The sequence below is a fragment of the Dinoroseobacter sp. S375 genome (assembly GCF_049800775.1).
GTDB lineage: Bacteria > Pseudomonadota > Alphaproteobacteria > Rhodobacterales > Rhodobacteraceae > Dinoroseobacter.
The window spans coordinates 286013-304004 of record NZ_JBNAFR010000004.1; the positions used below are offsets into that span (position 1 = coordinate 286013).

20 protein-coding genes are annotated in these 17992 nt (G+C 66.4%); 17 read left to right on the top strand and 3 right to left on the bottom strand.

Features of this window, described 5'->3' with window-relative positions; all coding sequences use genetic code 11:
- The first annotated feature begins 167 nt into the window (after positions 1-167).
- From pyrC to ACP150_RS12045, 5 genes are all read left to right on the top strand, one after another.
- Entirely contained in the window at positions 168-1205 is a 1038-nt protein-coding gene (pyrC, locus tag ACP150_RS12025; protein WP_424966879.1) for a dihydroorotase, read from the top strand.
- 155 nt (positions 1206-1360) lie between these two features.
- Positions 1361-2368 (top strand): VPLPA-CTERM sorting domain-containing protein, encoded by a 1008-nt coding sequence (locus ACP150_RS12030; RefSeq protein WP_424966880.1) that lies wholly within the window; start codon positions 1361-1363, stop codon positions 2366-2368.
- Positions 2369-2464: 96 nt separating this feature from the next.
- Entirely contained in the window at positions 2465-3145 is a 681-nt protein-coding gene (locus tag ACP150_RS12035) for an orotate phosphoribosyltransferase (RefSeq protein WP_424966881.1), read from the top strand.
- A 246-nt stretch (positions 3146-3391) separates the two neighbouring features.
- The gene (locus ACP150_RS12040) at positions 3392-4888 is read left to right on the top strand and encodes a replicative DNA helicase (RefSeq protein ID WP_424966882.1); all 1497 of its coding nucleotides are present in this window, start codon (positions 3392-3394) and stop codon (positions 4886-4888) included.
- A 136-nt stretch (positions 4889-5024) separates the two neighbouring features.
- Positions 5025-5852: a DUF1194 domain-containing protein gene (locus tag ACP150_RS12045; protein WP_424966883.1), complete on the top strand. Its 828-nt coding sequence runs from the start codon at positions 5025-5027 to the stop codon at positions 5850-5852.
- On the opposite strand, the gene ACP150_RS12050 is transcribed toward ACP150_RS12045, so the two are convergent.
- Complete coding sequence (locus tag ACP150_RS12050) at positions 5849-6670, bottom strand: class I SAM-dependent methyltransferase (protein ID WP_424966885.1); 822 nt, start codon at positions 6668-6670, stop codon at positions 5849-5851. The two genes, ACP150_RS12045 and ACP150_RS12050, sit on opposite strands and share 4 nt — an antisense overlap.
- Positions 6671-6860: 190 nt before the next feature.
- On the opposite strand from ACP150_RS12050, the gene alr reads away from it, so the two are divergent.
- From alr to ACP150_RS12105, 11 genes are all read left to right on the top strand, one after another.
- Positions 6861-7910: an alanine racemase gene (gene alr / locus ACP150_RS12055; RefSeq protein WP_424966886.1), complete on the top strand. Its 1050-nt coding sequence runs from the start codon at positions 6861-6863 to the stop codon at positions 7908-7910.
- Positions 7907-8683 carry an MlaE family ABC transporter permease gene (locus ACP150_RS12060; protein WP_424966887.1) on the top strand — a complete coding sequence of 259 codons (777 nt, stop codon included), beginning with the start codon at positions 7907-7909 and terminating at the stop codon, positions 8681-8683. Before alr ends, ACP150_RS12060 begins: the two co-directional genes overlap by 4 nt.
- A gap of 20 nt (positions 8684-8703) precedes the next feature.
- Entirely contained in the window at positions 8704-9450 is a 747-nt protein-coding gene (locus tag ACP150_RS12065; RefSeq protein WP_424966965.1) for an ABC transporter ATP-binding protein, read from the top strand.
- 107 nt (positions 9451-9557) lie between these two features.
- Entirely contained in the window at positions 9558-10046 is a 489-nt protein-coding gene (locus ACP150_RS12070) for a paraquat-inducible protein A (RefSeq protein ID WP_424966888.1), read from the top strand.
- 62 nt (positions 10047-10108) lie between these two features.
- A complete protein-coding gene (radA, locus tag ACP150_RS12075) occupies positions 10109-11476 on the top strand; it encodes a DNA repair protein RadA (protein ID WP_424966889.1) in 1368 nt (455 codons plus the stop codon).
- A gap of 26 nt (positions 11477-11502) precedes the next feature.
- Complete coding sequence (locus tag ACP150_RS12080; RefSeq protein ID WP_424966890.1) at positions 11503-12063, top strand: CvpA family protein; 561 nt, start codon at positions 11503-11505, stop codon at positions 12061-12063.
- Between the two features lie 99 nt (positions 12064-12162).
- Entirely contained in the window at positions 12163-12387 is a 225-nt protein-coding gene (locus ACP150_RS12085; protein ID WP_424966891.1) for a hypothetical protein, read from the top strand.
- 441 nt (positions 12388-12828) lie between these two features.
- Positions 12829-14289, top strand: coding sequence for an amidophosphoribosyltransferase (gene purF / locus ACP150_RS12090; protein WP_424966966.1), 1461 nt, complete (start codon positions 12829-12831; stop codon positions 14287-14289).
- Between the two features lie 58 nt (positions 14290-14347).
- On the top strand, positions 14348-14866 hold the full coding sequence (locus ACP150_RS12095) for an SMI1/KNR4 family protein (protein ID WP_424966892.1): 519 nt from the start codon (positions 14348-14350) through the stop codon (positions 14864-14866).
- A complete protein-coding gene (locus ACP150_RS12100) occupies positions 14863-15288 on the top strand; it encodes a DUF1284 domain-containing protein (protein WP_424966893.1) in 426 nt (141 codons plus the stop codon). Before ACP150_RS12095 ends, ACP150_RS12100 begins: the two co-directional genes overlap by 4 nt.
- A gap of 78 nt (positions 15289-15366) precedes the next feature.
- Positions 15367-16002: a MarC family protein gene (locus tag ACP150_RS12105; RefSeq protein WP_424966895.1), complete on the top strand. Its 636-nt coding sequence runs from the start codon at positions 15367-15369 to the stop codon at positions 16000-16002.
- A gap of 15 nt (positions 16003-16017) precedes the next feature.
- On the opposite strand, the gene ACP150_RS12110 is transcribed toward ACP150_RS12105, so the two are convergent.
- Complete coding sequence (locus ACP150_RS12110) at positions 16018-16497, bottom strand: GNAT family N-acetyltransferase (RefSeq protein ID WP_424966896.1); 480 nt, start codon at positions 16495-16497, stop codon at positions 16018-16020.
- Positions 16498-16582: 85 nt separating this feature from the next.
- Positions 16583-17176, bottom strand: coding sequence for a biotin transporter BioY (locus ACP150_RS12115; protein ID WP_424966897.1), 594 nt, complete (start codon positions 17174-17176; stop codon positions 16583-16585).
- A gap of 122 nt (positions 17177-17298) precedes the next feature.
- Between ACP150_RS12115 and ACP150_RS12120 the strand changes: the two genes are divergently transcribed.
- Complete coding sequence (locus ACP150_RS12120) at positions 17299-17967, top strand: SDR family NAD(P)-dependent oxidoreductase (protein ID WP_424966898.1); 669 nt, start codon at positions 17299-17301, stop codon at positions 17965-17967.
- The last annotated feature ends 25 nt before the right edge of the window (positions 17968-17992 follow it).

The window sequence follows — 17992 nt, forward strand, 5'->3', positions numbered from 1 at the left end:
CCGGGCCTGTGGCAGTTCCGCCTTCGTGCTGCGCGCGATTGCCGGGCGAAGCGCCCAATAAATGTGCAGCGCACCCGGGCACGGCCCTCTGGCTCTGACGCGCCGGGTCGGGTAGGACCCGGACGGACCGCTATGGCGGGACAAGACACGAGCCGAGAGGACATGACATGCGCCTGACCCTGCGCCGCCCGGATGACTGGCACCTGCACCTTCGCGATGGCGAGATGCTCAAGGGCGTGCTGCCCGAAACGGCCCGGCACTTTGCCCGCGCGATCATCATGCCCAACCTCGTGCCGCCCGTCGTGCGCGGCGACGATGCGGCGGCCTATCGCGACCGGATCCTGCAGGCCCTGCCCGAGGGGATGAGTTTTGCGCCTCTGATGACACTCTACCTGACGGAAGAGACGGACCCGGCGGATGTGGCTGCGGCCCATGCCTCGGGGCTCGTGACGGCGGTAAAGCTCTACCCGGCGGGGGCGACGACGAACTCGGCCTCCGGCGTGCGGGATTTCGACAAGGTCCGCCCGGTTCTGGAGACCATGGCCGAGATTGGCCTGCCCCTGTGCTTTCATGGCGAGGTGACCACCCCCGAGGTGGATATCTTTGACCGGGAGGCCGTGTTCATCGACACGGTGCTCGACCCGCTGCGGCGCGCGACGCCGGGCCTCAAGGTCACGATGGAGCATATCACCACCGCCGATGCGGTAACCTATGTGACCGAGACGGCGGGCCATATCGGGGCCACGATCACGACCCATCACCTGATGATCAACCGCAACCACATGCTGGTGGGCGGGATCCGGCCCCATTACTACTGCCTGCCTGTGGTCAAGCGCGCCTCCCACCAGGAAGCCCTGCGCAAGGCCGCGACCTCGGGCAATCCGCGCTTTTTCCTTGGCACCGACAGCGCCCCTCATACGGATGACAACAAGGAAACCTCGTGCGGCTGCGCGGGCGTCTTCTCCGCCTCCAACACCATGGCCTGCCTTGCCCATGTGTTCGAGGAAGAGGGCGCGCTCGACAAGCTCGAAGGCTTCGCGAGCCTATTTGGCCCGGCCCATTACGGGCTCGCACCCAATGAGACCACGATCACCCTGGAGCGTAGCGCGGATCCGGTCCCCTACCCGGCGCGGATCGAAACCGGCGCCGGCCCTGTGACCCTGTTCGACCCGGGTCACCCGCTGCATTGGCACGTGCGCGACTGAGCATCTTCGCGCCAGCGCGCGGCGTTGCAAGGCCCGCGACGTGACCGGGCGCGCAAGATCGGTTAACGTTCTCCTGACGCCGCCCGTGCGGTGTTGGACATGCTCGGCGTTTTTGCCGAGTGCCGTGTCCTGTGTTTGAACACAAAGGAAATTTCATGCTCCGATCCGTTTGCCTCGCAAGCTCCGCCCTCGCCCTCAGCGCCGTCATGGCGCAGGCCGCCCCGGTCACGGCGATCTCCGAGCTCTCCATGAGCCATTCCTTCATTATCAACAGTGGCAGTCGGCCGACCGGGATCGAGATCGAGACCGTGCCGGATTCGCTCACCGTGGAAGGACAGGCAGAGAGCCAGGTGGATGGGGCGGGTTTCACCACCACCGAGTCCAGTGACGTTCAGGTCGGAAACTCCTTCTCCGATCCGCCGCTCCCCTTCGAGGCGCAGCGGTCGCAAACCCAGGTCAATCTTGGCAACGGGGACGTGGCCACCGCAGGCTATGACGTGTCCATCCTGGTGGTGAACGACCCGGATCTCGGCAATTCCGCGAACGCCCCGACCCGGCGCGAGATCGAGCAGTTCGGGATCGCGGCTGTGTCCAATGCGGCCGATCCGATCAACGGCTCGGCCATATCGGACTTCAACAACACCCGGGACTACCGCTTCACCAATACCACGAACGACACGATCTCGTTCAACATCGCCGGGCAGTTCGAGGCCGAGATGCGGGCCGAACATCAGGGCCCCGAGGGGTTCGCCCGCACCTCCGGCAGCTTCGAGGTGCTGTTTGAGACCGGGCCCGGCGTCGACATCACCTACTTTCCCGTCGCACCCTACCTGATCACCGTGGACGAGGACGACCCGAATGCCTCCGTCGCGGAGATGTTCTTTGCCGATGATGGCGCGATCGCGGGCGTGACCTTTTCCGGCGGGGCCTCGGCCATCGCCGATGGCACAGAGGTCGTCGCGAGCCTGAGCGCCCAGAGCCGCTACGTCTTCGGCGTCACGCTGGAGGGCGGCGCGTCTATGGTGCTCGAGACCGCGTTCTCGCAGGTCAACGCCGTGCAGGTCGCCATCCCCGACATCCCGCCCGTCCCCCTGCCGGCAAGCCTGCCGCTGCTGCTGGCGGGTCTGGGCGGCGTCGCCGCCCTGCGCCGCCGGAGCCGCTAGGCCCTGCCCTGCGGCACCGCGCGCAGCACCGCCGCAGGGGTTCAATCCGGGCGCGGATTGTTTTAGGGGGAGGCGATCCACATTCGCGAGGCCGCCATGATCCCCACCAGCTTTCCCGACAAAGCCGAAATCGCCCGTCTGACCGCGTCGATGCTGCTCGAGATCGAAGCGGTGCATTTCAACGCGCGCGAGCCGTTCATCCTGGCCTCCGGCCTGCCCTCGCCGACCTATATCGACTGCCGCAAGCTGATCTCCTTTCCGCGGATCCGCACCACGCTGATGGATTTCCTGACGGTGACCGTGATGCGCGAGGCCGGGTTCGAGGCGTTCGACAACGTCGCCGGCGGCGAGACTGCGGGCATCCCCTTCGGCGCGCTGGTGGCCGAACGCATGGCCCTGCCCATGACCTATGTCCGCAAGAAGCCAAAGGGCTATGGACGCGACGCCCAGATCGAGGGCGTGATGACCGAAGGCCAGCGGGTGCTGCTGGTCGAGGACCTGACCACCGATGGCGGCTCCAAGTTGAAATTCGTCGACGCGATTCGCAAAACGGGTGCGGAATGCGGGCATACGGCGGTGATTTTCAGCTATGGAATCTTCCCCGACACCGAGGCCAATCTGGCCGCCCATGGCGTGAAACTTCACCATTTGTGCACGTGGTGGGATGTGCTCGCCGAGGCCCGCGACCGCGGCAGCTTTGATGCCGAAACGCTTGGCGAGGTTGAAACATTTTTGAACGCGCCGCGCGCCTGGCAAGAGGCCAACACGCCCGCCTGACACCCTGCGACGGCGGGTCGCAAGCGGGGTTTCGCCGCCTGTGGACAATTTCCGGGCAGGGAAAAAACTTCGCCCGATGGCGTGGCGAAATCGCACAACCGGTTGACCCGAGCCACCCTGCAACCGCAAGATGCAGGGGCAATCCCGACGTTTTCAGTTATGCACAGAGTTACCAACAATTGCTCTGGCGGACCCGTTGGGCCATAGGAGATGTCCAACGCAATGGGGGGCTGACGCGTGAACGAGGTGGCGAATTTGCCGGAGGCTGTAGCGGCGCTGGCACTGGATGGCGCGGGCACCGGACTGCCCCACAACATCGAGGCCGAACAGCAGCTTCTGGGCGCGATCCTGACCAATAACGACATCTTCGACCGGGTGGCGATGGTCATCCAGCCCGAGCATTTCTTCGACCCGGTGCACCGACGGATCTACGAGGTCGCGGCCACGCGCATCCAGAAGAACGCACTGGCCTCGCCCGTCACGCTCAAAGCGTTTTTGGAAGACGACCCGGGGCTCGCCGAATTGGGTGGCCCGGCCTATCTCGTCCGGTTGGCCGGGGCCGCGATCAGCGCTTTTGCGGCCAAGGATTATGCCCAGATGATCTACGATCTGGCGATCCGGCGCGAGCTGATCGAACTGGGCCGCGAGATTGCCAGCAAGGCCGCCGAGGTCGATGTGGCCTCAGAGCCCAAGGAACAGATCGTCGAGGCCGAGCAGGCGCTCTATGCGCTTGGTGAACAGGGCAAGTCCGACAGCGGCTTCCAATCCTTCCTGCGCGCGGTGACCGCCGCCGTGGACGTGGCCAATGCCGCCTACCAGCGGGATGGCGGGCTGGCCGGGGTCTCGACCGGGCTGATCGACATGGACAAGAAGCTCGGCGGGCTGCACCGCTCGGACCTTCTGATCCTCGCGGGTCGCCCCTCCATGGGGAAAACCTCGCTGGCCACGAATATCGCCTTCAACATCGCCAAAGCCTATCAGCGCGGCCGTCGCGCCGATGGTACCGAGGGCACGATCAATGGCGGCGTGGTCGGGTTCTACAGCCTCGAGATGAGCGCCGAGCAGCTTGCCGCTCGGATCCTGTCCGAAGCGGCCGAGGTCCCCTCGGAACAGATCCGCCGGGGCGACATGAACGAGACCGAGTTCCGCCGTTTCGTCGAAGCCGCGAAGTCGCTCGAGAGCTGCCCGCTCTATATCGACGACACGCCCGCCCTGCCGATCAGCCAGCTGGCCGCCCGGGCCCGACGGCTCAAGCGGACCAGCGGTCTCGACGTGCTGATCATCGACTATCTGCAGCTTGTCCGCCCGGCCACGGCCAAGGACAGCCGCGTCAACGAAGTCTCTGAAATTACACAAGGTCTCAAGGCGATTGCCAAGGAACTCGACATTCCGGTCATCGCCCTGTCACAGCTCAGCCGTCAGGTGGAGAACCGCGAAGACAAGCGGCCCCAGCTGTCGGATCTGCGAGAATCAGGCTCCATCGAGCAGGACGCCGATGTCGTGATGTTCGTGTTCCGCGAAGAATACTACAAAGAGCGCGAGAAGCCGGGCGACGACAACCTCGAGGCCATGGCGCAGTGGCAAGAGCAGATGGAACGCTTGCACGGACGTGCTGAAGTGATCATCGGCAAGCAGCGCCATGGCCCGATTGGCACCGTGGATCTGAGCTTCGAAGGGCAGTTCACGCGCTTCGGCAATCTGGTGAAAACCTATCAGCAGGGCAGCGACGGCAGCTTCGGCTGAGCCTGCGGCCCTAGAGGCCCTCGCCTACGCCCGGAAATGCGGCACCCCGCCCGGGGGACATGCGCTTTGCCGTCAAAGCCCCGTGAGCGGGCATTTCCCCTCTCCCATTCCCGCCGGGCTTGGCTAGGCTGGAACCATGCGCTGGTTGATCCCTGTCTGTCTCGCCCTCTGGTCCACCCTCTCGCCCACCCTCCCCTCCGCCGAGGAGATCGAAGTGGATGTGGAGCTGTTGATGGCGGTCGATGTCTCGCGATCCATGTCGCCCGCCGAGCTTGAGATCCAGCGCCGGGGCTATGCCGAGGCGCTGCGCTCGGACGAGGTGATCGCCGCCCTGCAAAGCGGTCTGCTGGGGCAAGTGGCCCTGTCCTATGTGGAATGGGCGGGCGCCGGGGCGCAGCGGATCGTGGTGGACTGGACCCTGATCGAGGATCGCGCCGGGGCCGAGGCCTTCGCCGCCCAACTCAGCGCCAATTACAACCCGGCCCTGCGGCGCACCTCGATCTCGAGCGCGCTGTCCTTCGGCTGGGAAAGCCTGCGGGACAACGCCTTTGCCGGACTGCGCCGGGTGATCGATATTTCTGGCGACGGGCCGAACAACCATGGCGGGCTGGTGACCTATGCCCGCGACCGGGCGGTGGCGGACGGGATCGTGATCAACGGCCTGCCCCTGATGACCGAGGAGGTCCCCCGCTCGCCCTGGCATCTGGACAATCTCGACGTCTACTACCGGACCTGCGTGATTGGCGGTCCGGGCAGTTTCGTCATTCCGGTGACGGACTGGGCGCAATTCGCCGATGCGGTGCGCCGCAAACTGGTGCTGGAACTGGTAGGGCTCACCCCCGGCCCCGATGCTGCGCCGCGCCCCCGACCGGTGCAGTATATTCCCGGCCCGGATGACGCCACGGATTGCCAGATCGGCGAGAAGATCTGGCAGCGCAATCGCGGCTATTGGGGCGCGCCCTAGCCGACCTTGGTCCAGGCGGCGGTGACCGTGGGCCAGTGCAGGCAGTTCTGACCTTCGGCCATCACCGCGCGGATCTGGCCCGGCAGGGTTTCACGCTCCTGCTCGGTTAGAACTCCGAGTTGGACGCCCATGGGCGCGAAGCCCGACACCGCCATGGCCAGCATGGTATGCTCGGATCCGACCTCGAACCGCCCCTGCATATCCGTCCCCACGGGCATGGGCAGGCCCGCCGCCGTGAACCACTCGCCCAGCTGCACCCCGGCCCTGAGCGACCGCCCCGCGGCCTTGAGCGTGCCGTTGACGACCTCCATCCCGCGATCTAGCACCGGATGGGATGGGGCGCAAAGCATTGTTTCCATGACGTAATCCATCGCGATCAGCGTGCCCCCGGGTTTGAGCAGCGAGGCCAGCCGCCGCACCATGGCCACCGGGTCGTCCATATGGATGAGCAGGAACCGGCAATAGACCAGATCGAAGGGCGCGCCGGGCACCGGGTCGCCATCGAGCAGGTTGGCCGCGTGGAAGGTGAAGTCGCGCCCCTCCTCCTCGCGCAGCCGGGAGACGCCATAGGCGCCGACATCCGGGTCGATATCGACCCCGGTGACCTGTCCCTCGGGGCCGACCATCCGCCCCATCAGGCGCATCACCTCGCCGGGCCCGCAGCCCGCATCGAGTGTCGCCATGCCCGGCCCCAGCCCCGCAGCCTTCAGGACCCGCTCGGTCAGCGGCTCCCACACCTTGGCCTGGATCTTCAGGCGCTCATACTCTCCTTCCGTGCGGGCAATGACGTAACCGTCGGAGTTTTCAATCTGCGCCATGGGCATATCCTTGTGATCAATCTAAAACCGGTTCGCGAAATCCATCCGCGCAGCTTGGCACGTGGCGGCCCGATCCGCCTAAGCCTTTTGCCCATTGCGGGCGGGGTGCCGGATCGGCGTCGGTGGGCGGCGGGGCGCGTGCGCCCCGGATAGGTCTTGACGCGGCGCGCGGGGCTGTCAAAACCCGGGTATGGCCACCGCATCGCTTTCCATCGACCTTGACGCAATCGCCGCCAATTGGCGCGCCCTCGACCGGGCTTCGGACCGCGCGGTCGCGACCGGGGCCGTGGTCAAGGCGGATGGCTACGGGCTGGAGGCCGGGCGCGTGGCCCGCACCCTCGCCCGGGCCGGTGCGCGGCAGTTTTTTGTCGCCGTCGTCGAAGAAGGCGTCGCCGTGCGCGAGGCCCTGGGCCCGGGGCCCGCGATCAATGTCTTTTCCGGCCATATGGCGGGCGACACACAGGCGATTGCCGGCGCGCGCCTGACGCCGATGCTCAACTCCGCCGATCAGCTTGCCCGCCATCTGGAGGCCCTGCCGGGCCACCCGTTCGGGATCCAGCTTGATACCGGCATGAACCGGCTCGGCATGGAGGCGGATGAATGGGCCGCCGTGGCCGAGTTCGCGCTCAGCCAGTCGCCTCGCGTGGTGATGTCGCATCTGGCCTGCGCCGATGAACCCGGGCACCCGGCCAATGCGGCGCAACTGGCCGAGTTTCACCGGCTGACCGACGGGATCTCGGTGCCGCGCAGCCTGGCGGCGACCGGGGGCATCCTGCTCGGCGCGCCCTATCATTTCGACCTGACCCGGCCGGGGATCGGGCTCTATGGCGGCGCGCCCTTCGCGGCGGCACAGCCCGTGGTGCGCCTGTCGATCCCGGTGGTGCAGGTTCGCGCGGTCGCGGCGGGCGAAAGCGTGGGCTATGGCTGCTCTTGGGTGGCCCAGCAGGACGGCGCGATCGCCACGCTCTCGGCGGGCTATGCCGACGGGCTGATCCGCGCCATGAGCAACCGCGCCATGCTTTATGCGGGCGATGTGGCCTGCCCGCTGGCCGGGCGCGTCTCGATGGACCTGCTGACGGTGGATGTCGGCCATCTGGACCACGTCCCCGACAGTCTCGACCTGCTCTGCCCCGCACAAGGCGTGGACCGGCTGGCCGATGCCGCGGGCACGATCGGCTACGAGATCCTGACCTCGCTCGGCGGCCGCTATGCCCGCCATTATGCCGGAGACGCGGGATGAGAGCCTTCCTCGGCGCGATTGGCGCGGCCTTTCTTGGCCTTCTGGCGAGCACCGGGCGGTTTGCGATCTTCACCGGGTCGGCCTTCGGCCATATGGTCCGCCCGCCCTTCTACATGAAGGAGTTCTGGCAGGCCGTTTTGAACATTGGGTTTTTCAGCCTGCCCGTTGTCGGCCTGACGGCCTTTTTCACTGGCGGCGCCTTGGCCCTGCAGATCTATGCCGGGGGTTCGCGCTTCTCGGCGGAGGCGGTCGTGCCGCAGATCGTGGCCATCGGCATGGTGCGCGAGCTGGGCCCGGTGCTGGGCGGTTTGATGATCGCGGCGCGGGTCACCTCCTCGATTGCCGCCGAGATCGCGACCATGAAAGTGACCGAGCAGATCGACGCGCTGGTCACGCTCTCGACCCATCCGATGAAATACCTCACAGCCCCGCGGGTGCTGGCCGCCATTCTGGTGGTGCCGCTGCTGGTTGCGGTGGGCGACACGATCGGCGTGATGGGGGGATATGTGGTCTCGACTAGCCGCCTCGGCTTCAACCCGGCGAGCTATCTGCAGAACACGGTCGATTTCCTCGAGATGCGCGACATCGTCTCGTCCCTGGCCAAGGGCGCGGCCTTTGGGGGGATCGCGGCACTGATGGGCTGCTATTTCGGGATGAATTCCGGGCGCGGCGCCCAGGGCGTGGGGGCGGCGACGAAATCCTCGGTGGTGGCGGCTGCCGTGCTGATCCTCGCGGCGAATTATGTGCTGACAGAGGTGTTTTTCTCCGGATGACCGAAGCCCCTTCCACCCCGATGATCGAGCTGCGCGGCGTGACCAAGGCCTTCGGGTCCAAGGAGATCCTGCGCGGCGTCGATCTGGTGATCCCCAAGGGCGAGAGCATGGTGATCATCGGCGGCTCGGGGACCGGCAAATCCGTGACCCTGAAAAGCGTGCTGGGGCTGATCACGCCGGATGCGGGTCAGATCCTCGTGGATGGCGAGGATGTCACCGAGGTCGAGCGCGACGCGTTTCTCGCCCGCTTCGGGATGCTGTTTCAGGGGGCGGCTCTGTTTGACAGCCTGCCGGTCTGGCAGAACGTCGCCTTCCGCCTGCTGCGCGGCTCGCTCAAGCGCCCGCGCGACGAGGCCCGGGAAATCGCCATCGAGAAGCTGCGCCGCGTGGGGCTGACCCCGGATGTGGCCGATCAGCTCCCGGCGGAACTGTCGGGGGGCATGCAGAAACGGGTGGGCCTGGCCCGCGCCATCGCCGCCGAGCCCGAGATCATTTTCTTTGACGAGCCCACCACCGGGCTCGACCCGATCATGTCCGGCGTGATCAACGACCTGATCCGCGAGATCGTGGTCGAAATGGGCGCCACGGCCATGACGATCACCCATGACATGACCTCCGTGCGGGCGATTGCCGATGACGTCGCCATGCTCCATGGCGGCAAGATCCGCTGGAGCGGCCCGGTCTCGCAAATGGATGACAGCGGTGATCCCTACCTGACCCAGTTCATCACCGGCTCGGCCGAGGGCCCGATCGAGGCGGTGCGCTGAGCATTTGCGCGCCTGTCGGGCAGGGATTAGGGTCTGCGCATGCGTAAGCGCGCCATCAGACAAATCGCCCCGGGTCGACCGGCCCCTGCCCTGCTCGGGTCACGCGGATGCGCCCGGTCGTGAGCGCGCGGGCGCTCGCCTGGGCGAACCTGTCGCTGCTGGTGCTCTTTCCCATCGCATGGATGGCGCCGCTGATCCGCGCCGGGCTACTGCCGCTCTTTGGCCTGTCGGAAATCTCGGTCCTGTCGGGCATCGCGAGCCTCTGGGGCACGGCGCCAGCGCTGGCGGTGCTCGTGGCGCTGCTGGCCGTGGTGGCCCCTTATGCCAAGACCCTGACCCTCGCCGCGGTGCAGTTCGGCTATCTCGCGCGCAAGCCGGTCTGGCTGATCTGGCTCGGGCGGCTGGCCATGGCGGATATCTTTCTGATCGCGCTCTATGTGGTGATCGTCAAAGGCATCGGGCTCGGGCGGGTCGAGGTTGCCTGGGGGCTGGCGCTGTTCACCGCTTGCGTGTTTGCCTCGCTGGTTCTGAGCTATCTCGCAACGCCGCGCGGCGGTTTGACGCCGGACGCGGGATCGGGCAAGACACAAGCCTGATCCGCAATATTTTGCGGCAGGTGGGTCCGCGCCCACTAACCCTGCCGCAAGAGGAGACTGCCATGGCCAAACCCGCGATCCGATTTGTCTGCGCCGAATGCGGGGCGACCCATTCGAAATGGTCGGGGCGTTGTGATGGCTGCGGGGCGTGGAACACCATCTCGGAGGAAGCCCCCTTGAGCGCGGGCCCGGGCAAAAAAAGCCTTGGGGCGGCGCGTGGGCGCACGGTCCCGCTGGGGGATCTGGCGACCGAGGATGCCCCGCCCCCCCGCATGACCTCGGGGATGGAAGAGCTGGACCGGGTGCTGGGCGACGGGCTGGTCGAGGCCTCGGCGGTGCTGGTGGGCGGCGATCCGGGGATCGGGAAATCCACGCTGCTTCTGCAGGCGGCGGCGAGCTTTGCCAAGGCCGGGGCCAAGGCGATCTATATCTCGGGCGAAGAGGCCACGAGCCAGGTGCGCATGCGCGCCCGCCGTCTGGGCCTCGCGGATGCGCCGGTGCAGCTGGGGGCCGAGACCAATCTGCGCAACATCCTCACCACGCTGGAGGCCGAGGCCCCCGAGGTTGCGATCCTCGATTCGATCCAGACCCTGTGGTCCGACACCGTGGACAGCGCCCCGGGCTCGGTCTCGCAGGTGCGCGCCTGCTGTCACGAGCTGACGACCTTCGCCAAGCGCAGCGGGACCAGCGTGATCCTCGTGGGGCATGTGACCAAGGAGGGCCAGATCGCCGGCCCCCGCGTGGTCGAGCATATGGTCGACACCGTGCTCTATTTCGAGGGCGAGCGCGGGCACCAGTTCCGCATCCTGCGCGCGGTCAAGAACCGCTTCGGCGCTGCCGACGAGATCGGGGTGTTCGAGATGACGGGCGCGGGGCTGGCCGAGGTCGCCAACCCCTCGGCCCTGTTCCTGTCCGGGCGTGATGCGCCCGCGCCCGGGGCGGTGGTCTTTGCCGGGATCGAGGGCACCCGGCCCGTTCTGTGCGAGGTGCAGGCCCTCGTCGCGCCCTCGGCCCTGGCCAATGCGCGACGCACGGTGGTGGGCTGGGATGGCAGCCGGTTGTCGATGATCCTCGCCGTGCTCGAGGCGCGTTGCGGCATCCCCTTCATCGGGCTCGATGTCTATCTCAACATCGCCGGGGGCTTGCGGATCAGCGAACCGGCGGCGGATCTGGCCGTGGCGGCGGCGCTGCTCTCGGCCCGCGAAGATGTGGCATTACCGCCAGATATGGCAATCTTTGGCGAGATCAGCCTCTCTGGCGCCCTGCGACCGGTGGGTCAGACGGAAAACAGGTTGAAAGAAGCGGCGAAACTTGGTTTCACCAAGGCGCTTGCTCCGGCGGGCAGCAAAACGGGAACGACCGCGGGACTTTCGGTGCAACAGATGCCGGATCTGGCCACGGTGGTTGGAGACATGTTCGGGGCCGGTTGATCGCCCTTGAAAGAGTGAGCGCGGCTATGGACGGATTTACCCTGGTTGACGGCATCGTGGCGGGTGTCATCTTGGTCTCGGCCCTGCTGGCCTTTTCGCGCGGGCTCGTGCGCGAGGTCATGGCCATTGCCGGATGGATCGCCGCCGCGATCGTGGCCTTCCTCTTTGCCGGTCAGGCCGAGCCGCTCCTGAAGGAGCTGCCCTATGTGGGCCCCATCCTGCAGGACAGTTGCGAGCTGGCGATCATTGCGGCCTTCGCGGCGGTGTTCGCGATCACGCTGGTGGTGGTGTCGGTCTTCACCCCGCTCTTTTCCGGGCTGATCCAGCGCTCGGCTTTGGGCGGGATCGATCAGGGCCTTGGCTTCTTCTTTGGCGCGGTGCGGGGGATCCTGCTCGTGGCTGTGGGGCTGCTGGCCTATGACCGCATCATGACCACCGAGACCATCCCGATGATCGAGGAAAGCCGCTCGGCCTCGGTGTTCGGCGCTTTCTCCGCACGTCTCGAAGCGCAGATCCCCGAGGATGCTACCGGCTGGGTCGTGGGCCGCTACGAAGAGCTGGTCGGCAATTGCGGCGCGCCGAGCTGACCGCGTTTCGCGCCCGGCAGAACCTCTGACACAGCGCTAACGCTGCGCTGACGCAACGTCATCCATCCTCTCCTCAGCACCGATTTGCAGGAGGCCGTGATGGACAGGTTCATTTTCAACACCGACGCGTTCGACCGGATCGAAGAGATCCCCGGCGAGAGCCAGATCAACCCCGATCTCCTCACCATGCCCCGCGTGCTCGGGGTATGGGGCTCGGATGGTGCGAGCCTGCAGTCCCCCGCCCTGACGGGCATGCATATCGACCCGGTGATCCCCGGGACCGCCGAGCCCATGCTCGATATGTCCGTCGATAGTCTTTTCTAGTGAGTGGCTGAGTACCCGCCTTGCGGCCCTGCCCGCCCCTCTCGGGTCGGGTCGCAAGCCTTACATATCGGACCCTGGGGCCCCGGCCCCTCCCTCCCGCAAGGGTCCGATCCGAGGCGAGCGCCCCCCAGCGCTGCGTGGTGTTTCCCCAAGACCCGCGCCCCCGCCTCTTCCCTGCGCTGCAGGGCTGCCGCCCGCCCAGTTCCTGGGCGGGCGTTGGCGTTCTGCACGGGACCGATGCAAATCGACCGCCGAACGCTCGCCTCCGGGGCAAACCGGCCTATCTGGCGCGGCGAGCCTCGTGGCAGGGGACCGTTGCGGCTGCGACATCCACACATGTGATAGTTTCGTGACAGATGCAGCTTCAGCGATTACACCTCGCCGCGACCCCAAATGGATTCGGAGCGCCCCTTGTCCCACTCTGACACGCAAGCCCCCGAGATGCCCCCTGCCCATCCGTTCGATGACGACAAGCTCCGCGAGGAGTGTGGCGTTTTCGGTGTGATCGGCGTCTCGGACGCAGCGAATTTCGTGGCCCTCGGCCTGCACGCGCTGCAGCACCGCGGACAGGAAGCGGGGGGCATCGTCTCCCACGCGCCCAAGGTGGGGTTCAACTCCGCGCGCCGCTTCGGCTATGTGCGCGACAACTTCACCAAGGCCTCGCTGATGGAGACCTTGCCCGGCCCCCTAGCCATCGGCCATGTGCGCTACTCCACGGCCGGCTCCAAGGGCAACACGGCGATCCGCGACGTGCAGCCCTTTTTCGGCGAGTTTTCCATGGGTGGGGCGGCGATTGCCCATAACGGCAACATCACCAATGCCGATGCCCTGCGCCGCGAGCTGATCGAGCGCGGCTCGATCTTCCAGAGCTCGTCGGACAGCGAGTGCATCATCCATCTGATGGCCCGGTCCCTGCAGAAATCCATCCCCGAGCGGATGAAAGACGCGCTCCGCCGATGCGAGGGCGCGTTTTCCGTTGTGGCGATGACCCGCACCAAGCTGATCGGGGTGCGCGATCCGCTGGGCGTGCGTCCGCTCGTTCTGGGCCAGCTCGGCGATGGCTGGGCGCTGGCCTCTGAGACCTGTGCCCTCGACATCATCGGTGCCGAGTTCGTGCGCGAGATCGCGCCCGGCGAGATGGTCGTGGTCACCGAAGAGGACGGCGTGCAGAGCTATTTCCCCTTCGAGCGCCGCGCCAGCCGCTTCTGCATCTTCGAGCATGTGTATTTCTCGCGCCCCGACAGCATCATCGATGGCCGCTCGGTCTATGACACGCGCCGGATGATCGGGGTGGAGCTCGCCAAGGAAAGCCCGGTCGACGCCGATCTTGTCTGCCCCGTCCCCGATAGCGGCACCCCCGCGGCCATCGGGTTCAGTCAGGAAAGCGGCATTCCCTACGCCATGGGGATCATCCGCAACCAGTATATGGGCCGGACCTTCATCGAGCCGACCGAGCAGATCCGCAACATGGGCGTGCGCCTGAAGCTCAACGTCAACCGCGCCCTGATCAAGGGCAAGCGGGTGATCCTCGTGGACGACTCGGTGGTGCGCGGCACGACCTCGCGCAAGATCAAGGAGATGATCCTCGATGCCGGCGCGGCCGAGGTCCATTTCCGCATCGCCTCGCCGCCCACCTCTTGGCCGTGCTTTTACGGCGTGGACACGCCGGAGCGCGAGAAGCTGCTCGCCGCGACCATGTCCGAAGAGGAGATGCGCGACCATCTGGGCGTGAACAGCCTGAAATTCATCTCGCTCGACGGACTCTACCGCGCCGCCGGTGTGGCCGAGGGCCGCGACCCCGGCGCGCCGCGCTATTGCGATGCCTGCTTCTCCGGCGAGTACCCGGTGGCCCCTTCCGACATGCTCGAGAAAGGGTTCCAGCTGCGCACTGCCGCAGAGTAGCCTCATGGACTATGTCACGCTGTGCGCCTTGGCAAAGGCGCGCGTTCCGCGCATTGCTATGAACGAGGATAGGTTCTGCTCCCCGTTTCCAAGCCCTTTGAGCAAGGCCGAGGAGCAAGCCGCTCTAGACTCACTGGGCTTTGCGCCACCGAGCCTCCTCCGGTCTCTCTATCGCGATCTGGGGAATGGTGGCTTTGGTCCGGGCTATGGCTTGATGGGGCTGGCCGGGGGCGCGACCGATGACATGGGCCAGACCGCGGATGCCGCGTATCTGAGCTTGACTAAGTCAGGTTGCTTCCCCGGCGGACATGTCTGGCCGAACGCCCTTCTGCCGATCGCGGATTTTGGCTGCGCGATCTATGCCTGCATTGACTGCCAGTCAGAGGATTTCCCCGTCGTCTTTTGGGAGCCCAATCTATTTTCCGACGGGGACGATCCGCGCACAGCGCTCTTTGCCTCGGGCAGAGGGTTTTCGGACTGGATCGGCGCGTGGGCCCAGGGGCAAGACATCTGGGCTGAGGTCTTCGGCACCTTCCCGGACGAGAAAGCACTGACACGATGGAAGCCCGCGCGATGACCATACGATTTCGTCCGCATCACTTCCTCTGTTCCCTCGGGTTCGAGGGGAAGGGCTATTCCGACGGGTTCACCGCGAATATGCACAGCATCGTGGTGGGCCAGCTCCGCGCGCCCGGCGGGGACGCGGTCGAGATCGAAGTGACCGCGATCACCGACGACATCTGTGCGCCCTGCCCCAAGCGGCGCGGGCGGCTTTGCGTGGATCAGGGCAAGATTGCACGGCTGGACCGGGCCCATGGGGACGCGCTGGACCTTGCCGCCGGGGACCGCATCACCTGGGGCGCCGCCCAGGACCGGATGGCCGCGTTGGAGCCCGAAGATCTCGACCGGATCTGCGCGGGCTGCGCCTGGCTCGAGATGGGGATGTGCAAGACCGCCCTAGCGCGGTTGAAAGAGACCCGCCCGGCTCTGGACAGGTAGCAGACGCCCGCTACCCTTCGAGCAGGGTAAGACGGCGGATCCTCCGCGCGCCCGCCGAAGGATCGGGAGCGGCGCAGGATGGACGCGATATTCACGCAGTTTGTGACGCTTTGGGTGGTGATCGACCCGGTGGGGACGATCCCCGTTTTCATCGCCGTGACGGCCATGGTGGCCCCGGAATTGCGCAAGAAAGTGGCCCGGGATGCCAGCCTCTTTGCCATCGGGATCCTGCTTTTCTTTCTCGTGCTGGGGCAATTCCTGATCGAGGGGCTGGGGATCAACCTCAACGCCTTCAAGGTCGCGGGCGGGATTGTCCTGTTCCTCTTTGCGCTGACCATGATCTTTGGCGAGCCAAAGCAGAAGACCGACCAGAATTTCAGCGAAACCTGCGGCGGGACAGGCGATGTCTCTCCGGCGGTCTTCCCGCTTGCTGTACCCTCGCTCGCCTCGCCGGGGGCCATGCTGGCGGTGGTGCTGTTGACGGATAAGGGCGAGACCGAGATCGCATCCCAGGCCATCACGGCGGGCCTGATGGTGGTGGTGATCTTCTTTGCCTATCTCTGCATGCGGCTGGCGGATCCGATCATCCGCCTGATCGGCAATGAGGGCTCAGCGATTGTGAGCCGCGTCATGGGGATGATCCTCGCCTCGGTCGCGGCGGACACGGTTCTGCGCGGTCTGGTGAACATCTTTGTGCTCGGGCAGGTCAGCTGAGGCTGGCCGCTGAGGTCATGCCTTGAGCGGCTTCGACATCCGGAAATTGCGCAGGGAGATGCCGTCTCGCACGACCTCTTGCGCGGCGTCTAGCTGCCATCCTTGACGTTCGAAGAACGGGCGCGCGCTCAGGCTGGCTTCGGTGTACAACGCGCTCAGGCCGCGGCGCCGCGCCTCCGCCTCAAGGGCCTGATAGAGCCGCCATGCCACGCCGCGGCCCGCCACCTGCGGGGCGACATAGGCGAGATCAATCCGTCCCCGGGGCTCTAGCGACATGAAGCCGACGACGGCGCCCTGCTGGATCGCGAGCTTGCAGGTCTGGCCGCTCAACCGCGCGGCCCAGATCTCGGGCGGGCGCGGCGCTGCCCCCGCCCAGGCGGTCTGCTGCTCCGGCGTATAATGCGCGCCGGTCCCGAGATGCACCGCATCAAAGAAGACCTGCGCCACGGCGGCGGCATCCTCGGGGCGAAAATCGCGCAAGACAAGGTCGGACATGGAAGCACCCTCGCGCCTGAGAGACGCAAAACGCCGCCCCGGTTCGGGGCGGCGTTTCACCGAGTTGTTGAACGCGTGTGGCCGATCAGGCCTTGCGCAGGACTTTCCACGCGCCGGAGACGACCAGCGCTGCAATCAGCGCCTTGACCGCGTCACCCAGCAGGAACGGACCCATGAACCATGCCCAGATCTTGTCCCAGCCGATGCCGACCCAGCCGCCCTCGATGCCGAAGGAGGAGGCGACGGCCATGGGCCAGATCACGCCGGGGATGTAGACGAGCGCGGAGGCGACCAGCGCCGCGAGTGCGGTGCCGAGGAAGCCCTTGGCCAGCCCCCGCTCAGCGGCGAGGCCAGCGGCGAAGGCCACGAGGACGAAGCCGATCAGGAAGCCTGCGGTCGGGCCCGCGAAGGCAACGCCGTTCATGCCATTGGCAAAGACCGGCAGACCGGCGAGGCCCTGACCGAGATAGGCCAGCAGCGTGACCGCGCCCAGACGCGAGCCATAGGCGAAGCCCACCAGCAGGATGGCCAGCATCTGCAGCGTCATCGGGACCGGGATCATCGGGACGCTGATCTGGGCGGCCACGGCGATGAAGGCCGATCCGCCGAGGACCAGAAGGGCCTTGCGCAGAAGGGAGGTTTCGCCAAGCGCGGCTTGGGACAGGGTCAGGGAGCTCATCAGGTTCGTCCTTGTGTTGCAAAGATTGCTCCGGTTTTTTCGCTCGCGCGGCATAAAGTCAAGCGCGACGCAGATGCGCACCCCCTTGCGCTGCCCCCGGTCTCGGGCCTACACCCCGCGCCATGGCATATGATTTGCAAGACAAAATCGCGCTTGTGACGGGCGCATCGCGGGGGCTGGGACATGCGGTCGCCGAGGCTTTGGCGGCGCGCGGCGCCCATGTGATCGCGCTGGCGCGGACCGTGGGCGGGCTCGAAGAGCTCGATGACCGGATCCAGGCGCAGGGCGGTCAGGCGACGCTGGCGCCGATTGATCTGACAAAGGATGACGCGGTTGCCGGGATATGTCGCGCAATCTTTGATCGTTGGGGGCGGATCGATCTGCTGGTGCATACGGCAGTGCATGCGCCCGCCCTGTCGCCCGTGGATCACGCGGACCCCAAGGATTACGCCAAGACCTTTGCGACGAATGTGGAAGGCACCCAGCGGGTGATCCGCATGGTGGCGCCGCTCTTGCATGCCGCCCCCGAGGGACGGGCGGTGTTCTGCACGGACCCGCGCGCCGGCGAGAAGTTCTTCGGGCTCTACGGGGCCTCCAAGGCCGCCGAAGCAGCACTCGTGGCGAGCTGGGCGGCCGAAACCGCGCGGACGGACCTGCGCGTGGCCAGTTTCACGCCCGAGCCGATGCCCACGGCCACGCGGGCCCGGTTCTTTCCCGGCGAGGATCGCACGGCGCTGAGCGCCCCGGCGGATCAGGCCAAGCGGCTTCTGGCGCTTCTGGACGCAGAATAAACCGGTGCAGCCCGGTGGCGCCGGT

What these genes read in the sequence shown, in the direction of transcription:
- ACP150_RS12095 (WP_424966892.1), top strand. Translation starts at nt 14,348, where the DNA reads ATGAACGAGGATAGGTTCTGCTCCCCGTTTCCAAGCCCTTTGAGCAAG.
- ACP150_RS12035 (WP_424966881.1), top strand. Translation starts at nt 2,465, where the DNA reads ATGATCCCCACCAGCTTTCCCGACAAAGCCGAAATCGCCCGTCTGACC.
- ACP150_RS12070 (WP_424966888.1), top strand. Translation starts at nt 9,558, where the DNA reads ATGCGCCCGGTCGTGAGCGCGCGGGCGCTCGCCTGGGCGAACCTGTCG.
- ACP150_RS12030 (WP_424966880.1), top strand. Translation starts at nt 1,361, where the DNA reads ATGCTCCGATCCGTTTGCCTCGCAAGCTCCGCCCTCGCCCTCAGCGCC.
- ACP150_RS12110 (WP_424966896.1), bottom strand. Translation starts at nt 16,497, where the DNA reads ATGTCCGACCTTGTCTTGCGCGATTTTCGCCCCGAGGATGCCGCCGCC.
- ACP150_RS12050 (WP_424966885.1), bottom strand. Translation starts at nt 6,670, where the DNA reads ATGGCGCAGATTGAAAACTCCGACGGTTACGTCATTGCCCGCACGGAA.
- ACP150_RS12060 (WP_424966887.1), top strand. Translation starts at nt 7,907, where the DNA reads ATGAGAGCCTTCCTCGGCGCGATTGGCGCGGCCTTTCTTGGCCTTCTG.
- ACP150_RS12105 (WP_424966895.1), top strand. Translation starts at nt 15,367, where the DNA reads ATGGACGCGATATTCACGCAGTTTGTGACGCTTTGGGTGGTGATCGAC.
- ACP150_RS12065 (WP_424966965.1), top strand. Translation starts at nt 8,704, where the DNA reads ATGATCGAGCTGCGCGGCGTGACCAAGGCCTTCGGGTCCAAGGAGATC.
- ACP150_RS12085 (WP_424966891.1), top strand. Translation starts at nt 12,163, where the DNA reads ATGGACAGGTTCATTTTCAACACCGACGCGTTCGACCGGATCGAAGAG.
- ACP150_RS12115 (WP_424966897.1), bottom strand. Translation starts at nt 17,176, where the DNA reads ATGAGCTCCCTGACCCTGTCCCAAGCCGCGCTTGGCGAAACCTCCCTT.
- radA (WP_424966889.1), top strand. Translation starts at nt 10,109, where the DNA reads ATGGCCAAACCCGCGATCCGATTTGTCTGCGCCGAATGCGGGGCGACC.
- ACP150_RS12045 (WP_424966883.1), top strand. Translation starts at nt 5,025, where the DNA reads ATGCGCTGGTTGATCCCTGTCTGTCTCGCCCTCTGGTCCACCCTCTCG.
- ACP150_RS12100 (WP_424966893.1), top strand. Translation starts at nt 14,863, where the DNA reads ATGACCATACGATTTCGTCCGCATCACTTCCTCTGTTCCCTCGGGTTC.
- ACP150_RS12080 (WP_424966890.1), top strand. Translation starts at nt 11,503, where the DNA reads ATGGACGGATTTACCCTGGTTGACGGCATCGTGGCGGGTGTCATCTTG.
- pyrC (WP_424966879.1), top strand. Translation starts at nt 168, where the DNA reads ATGCGCCTGACCCTGCGCCGCCCGGATGACTGGCACCTGCACCTTCGC.
- alr (WP_424966886.1), top strand. Translation starts at nt 6,861, where the DNA reads ATGGCCACCGCATCGCTTTCCATCGACCTTGACGCAATCGCCGCCAAT.
- purF (WP_424966966.1), top strand. Translation starts at nt 12,829, where the DNA reads ATGCCCCCTGCCCATCCGTTCGATGACGACAAGCTCCGCGAGGAGTGT.
- ACP150_RS12120 (WP_424966898.1), top strand. Translation starts at nt 17,299, where the DNA reads ATGGCATATGATTTGCAAGACAAAATCGCGCTTGTGACGGGCGCATCG.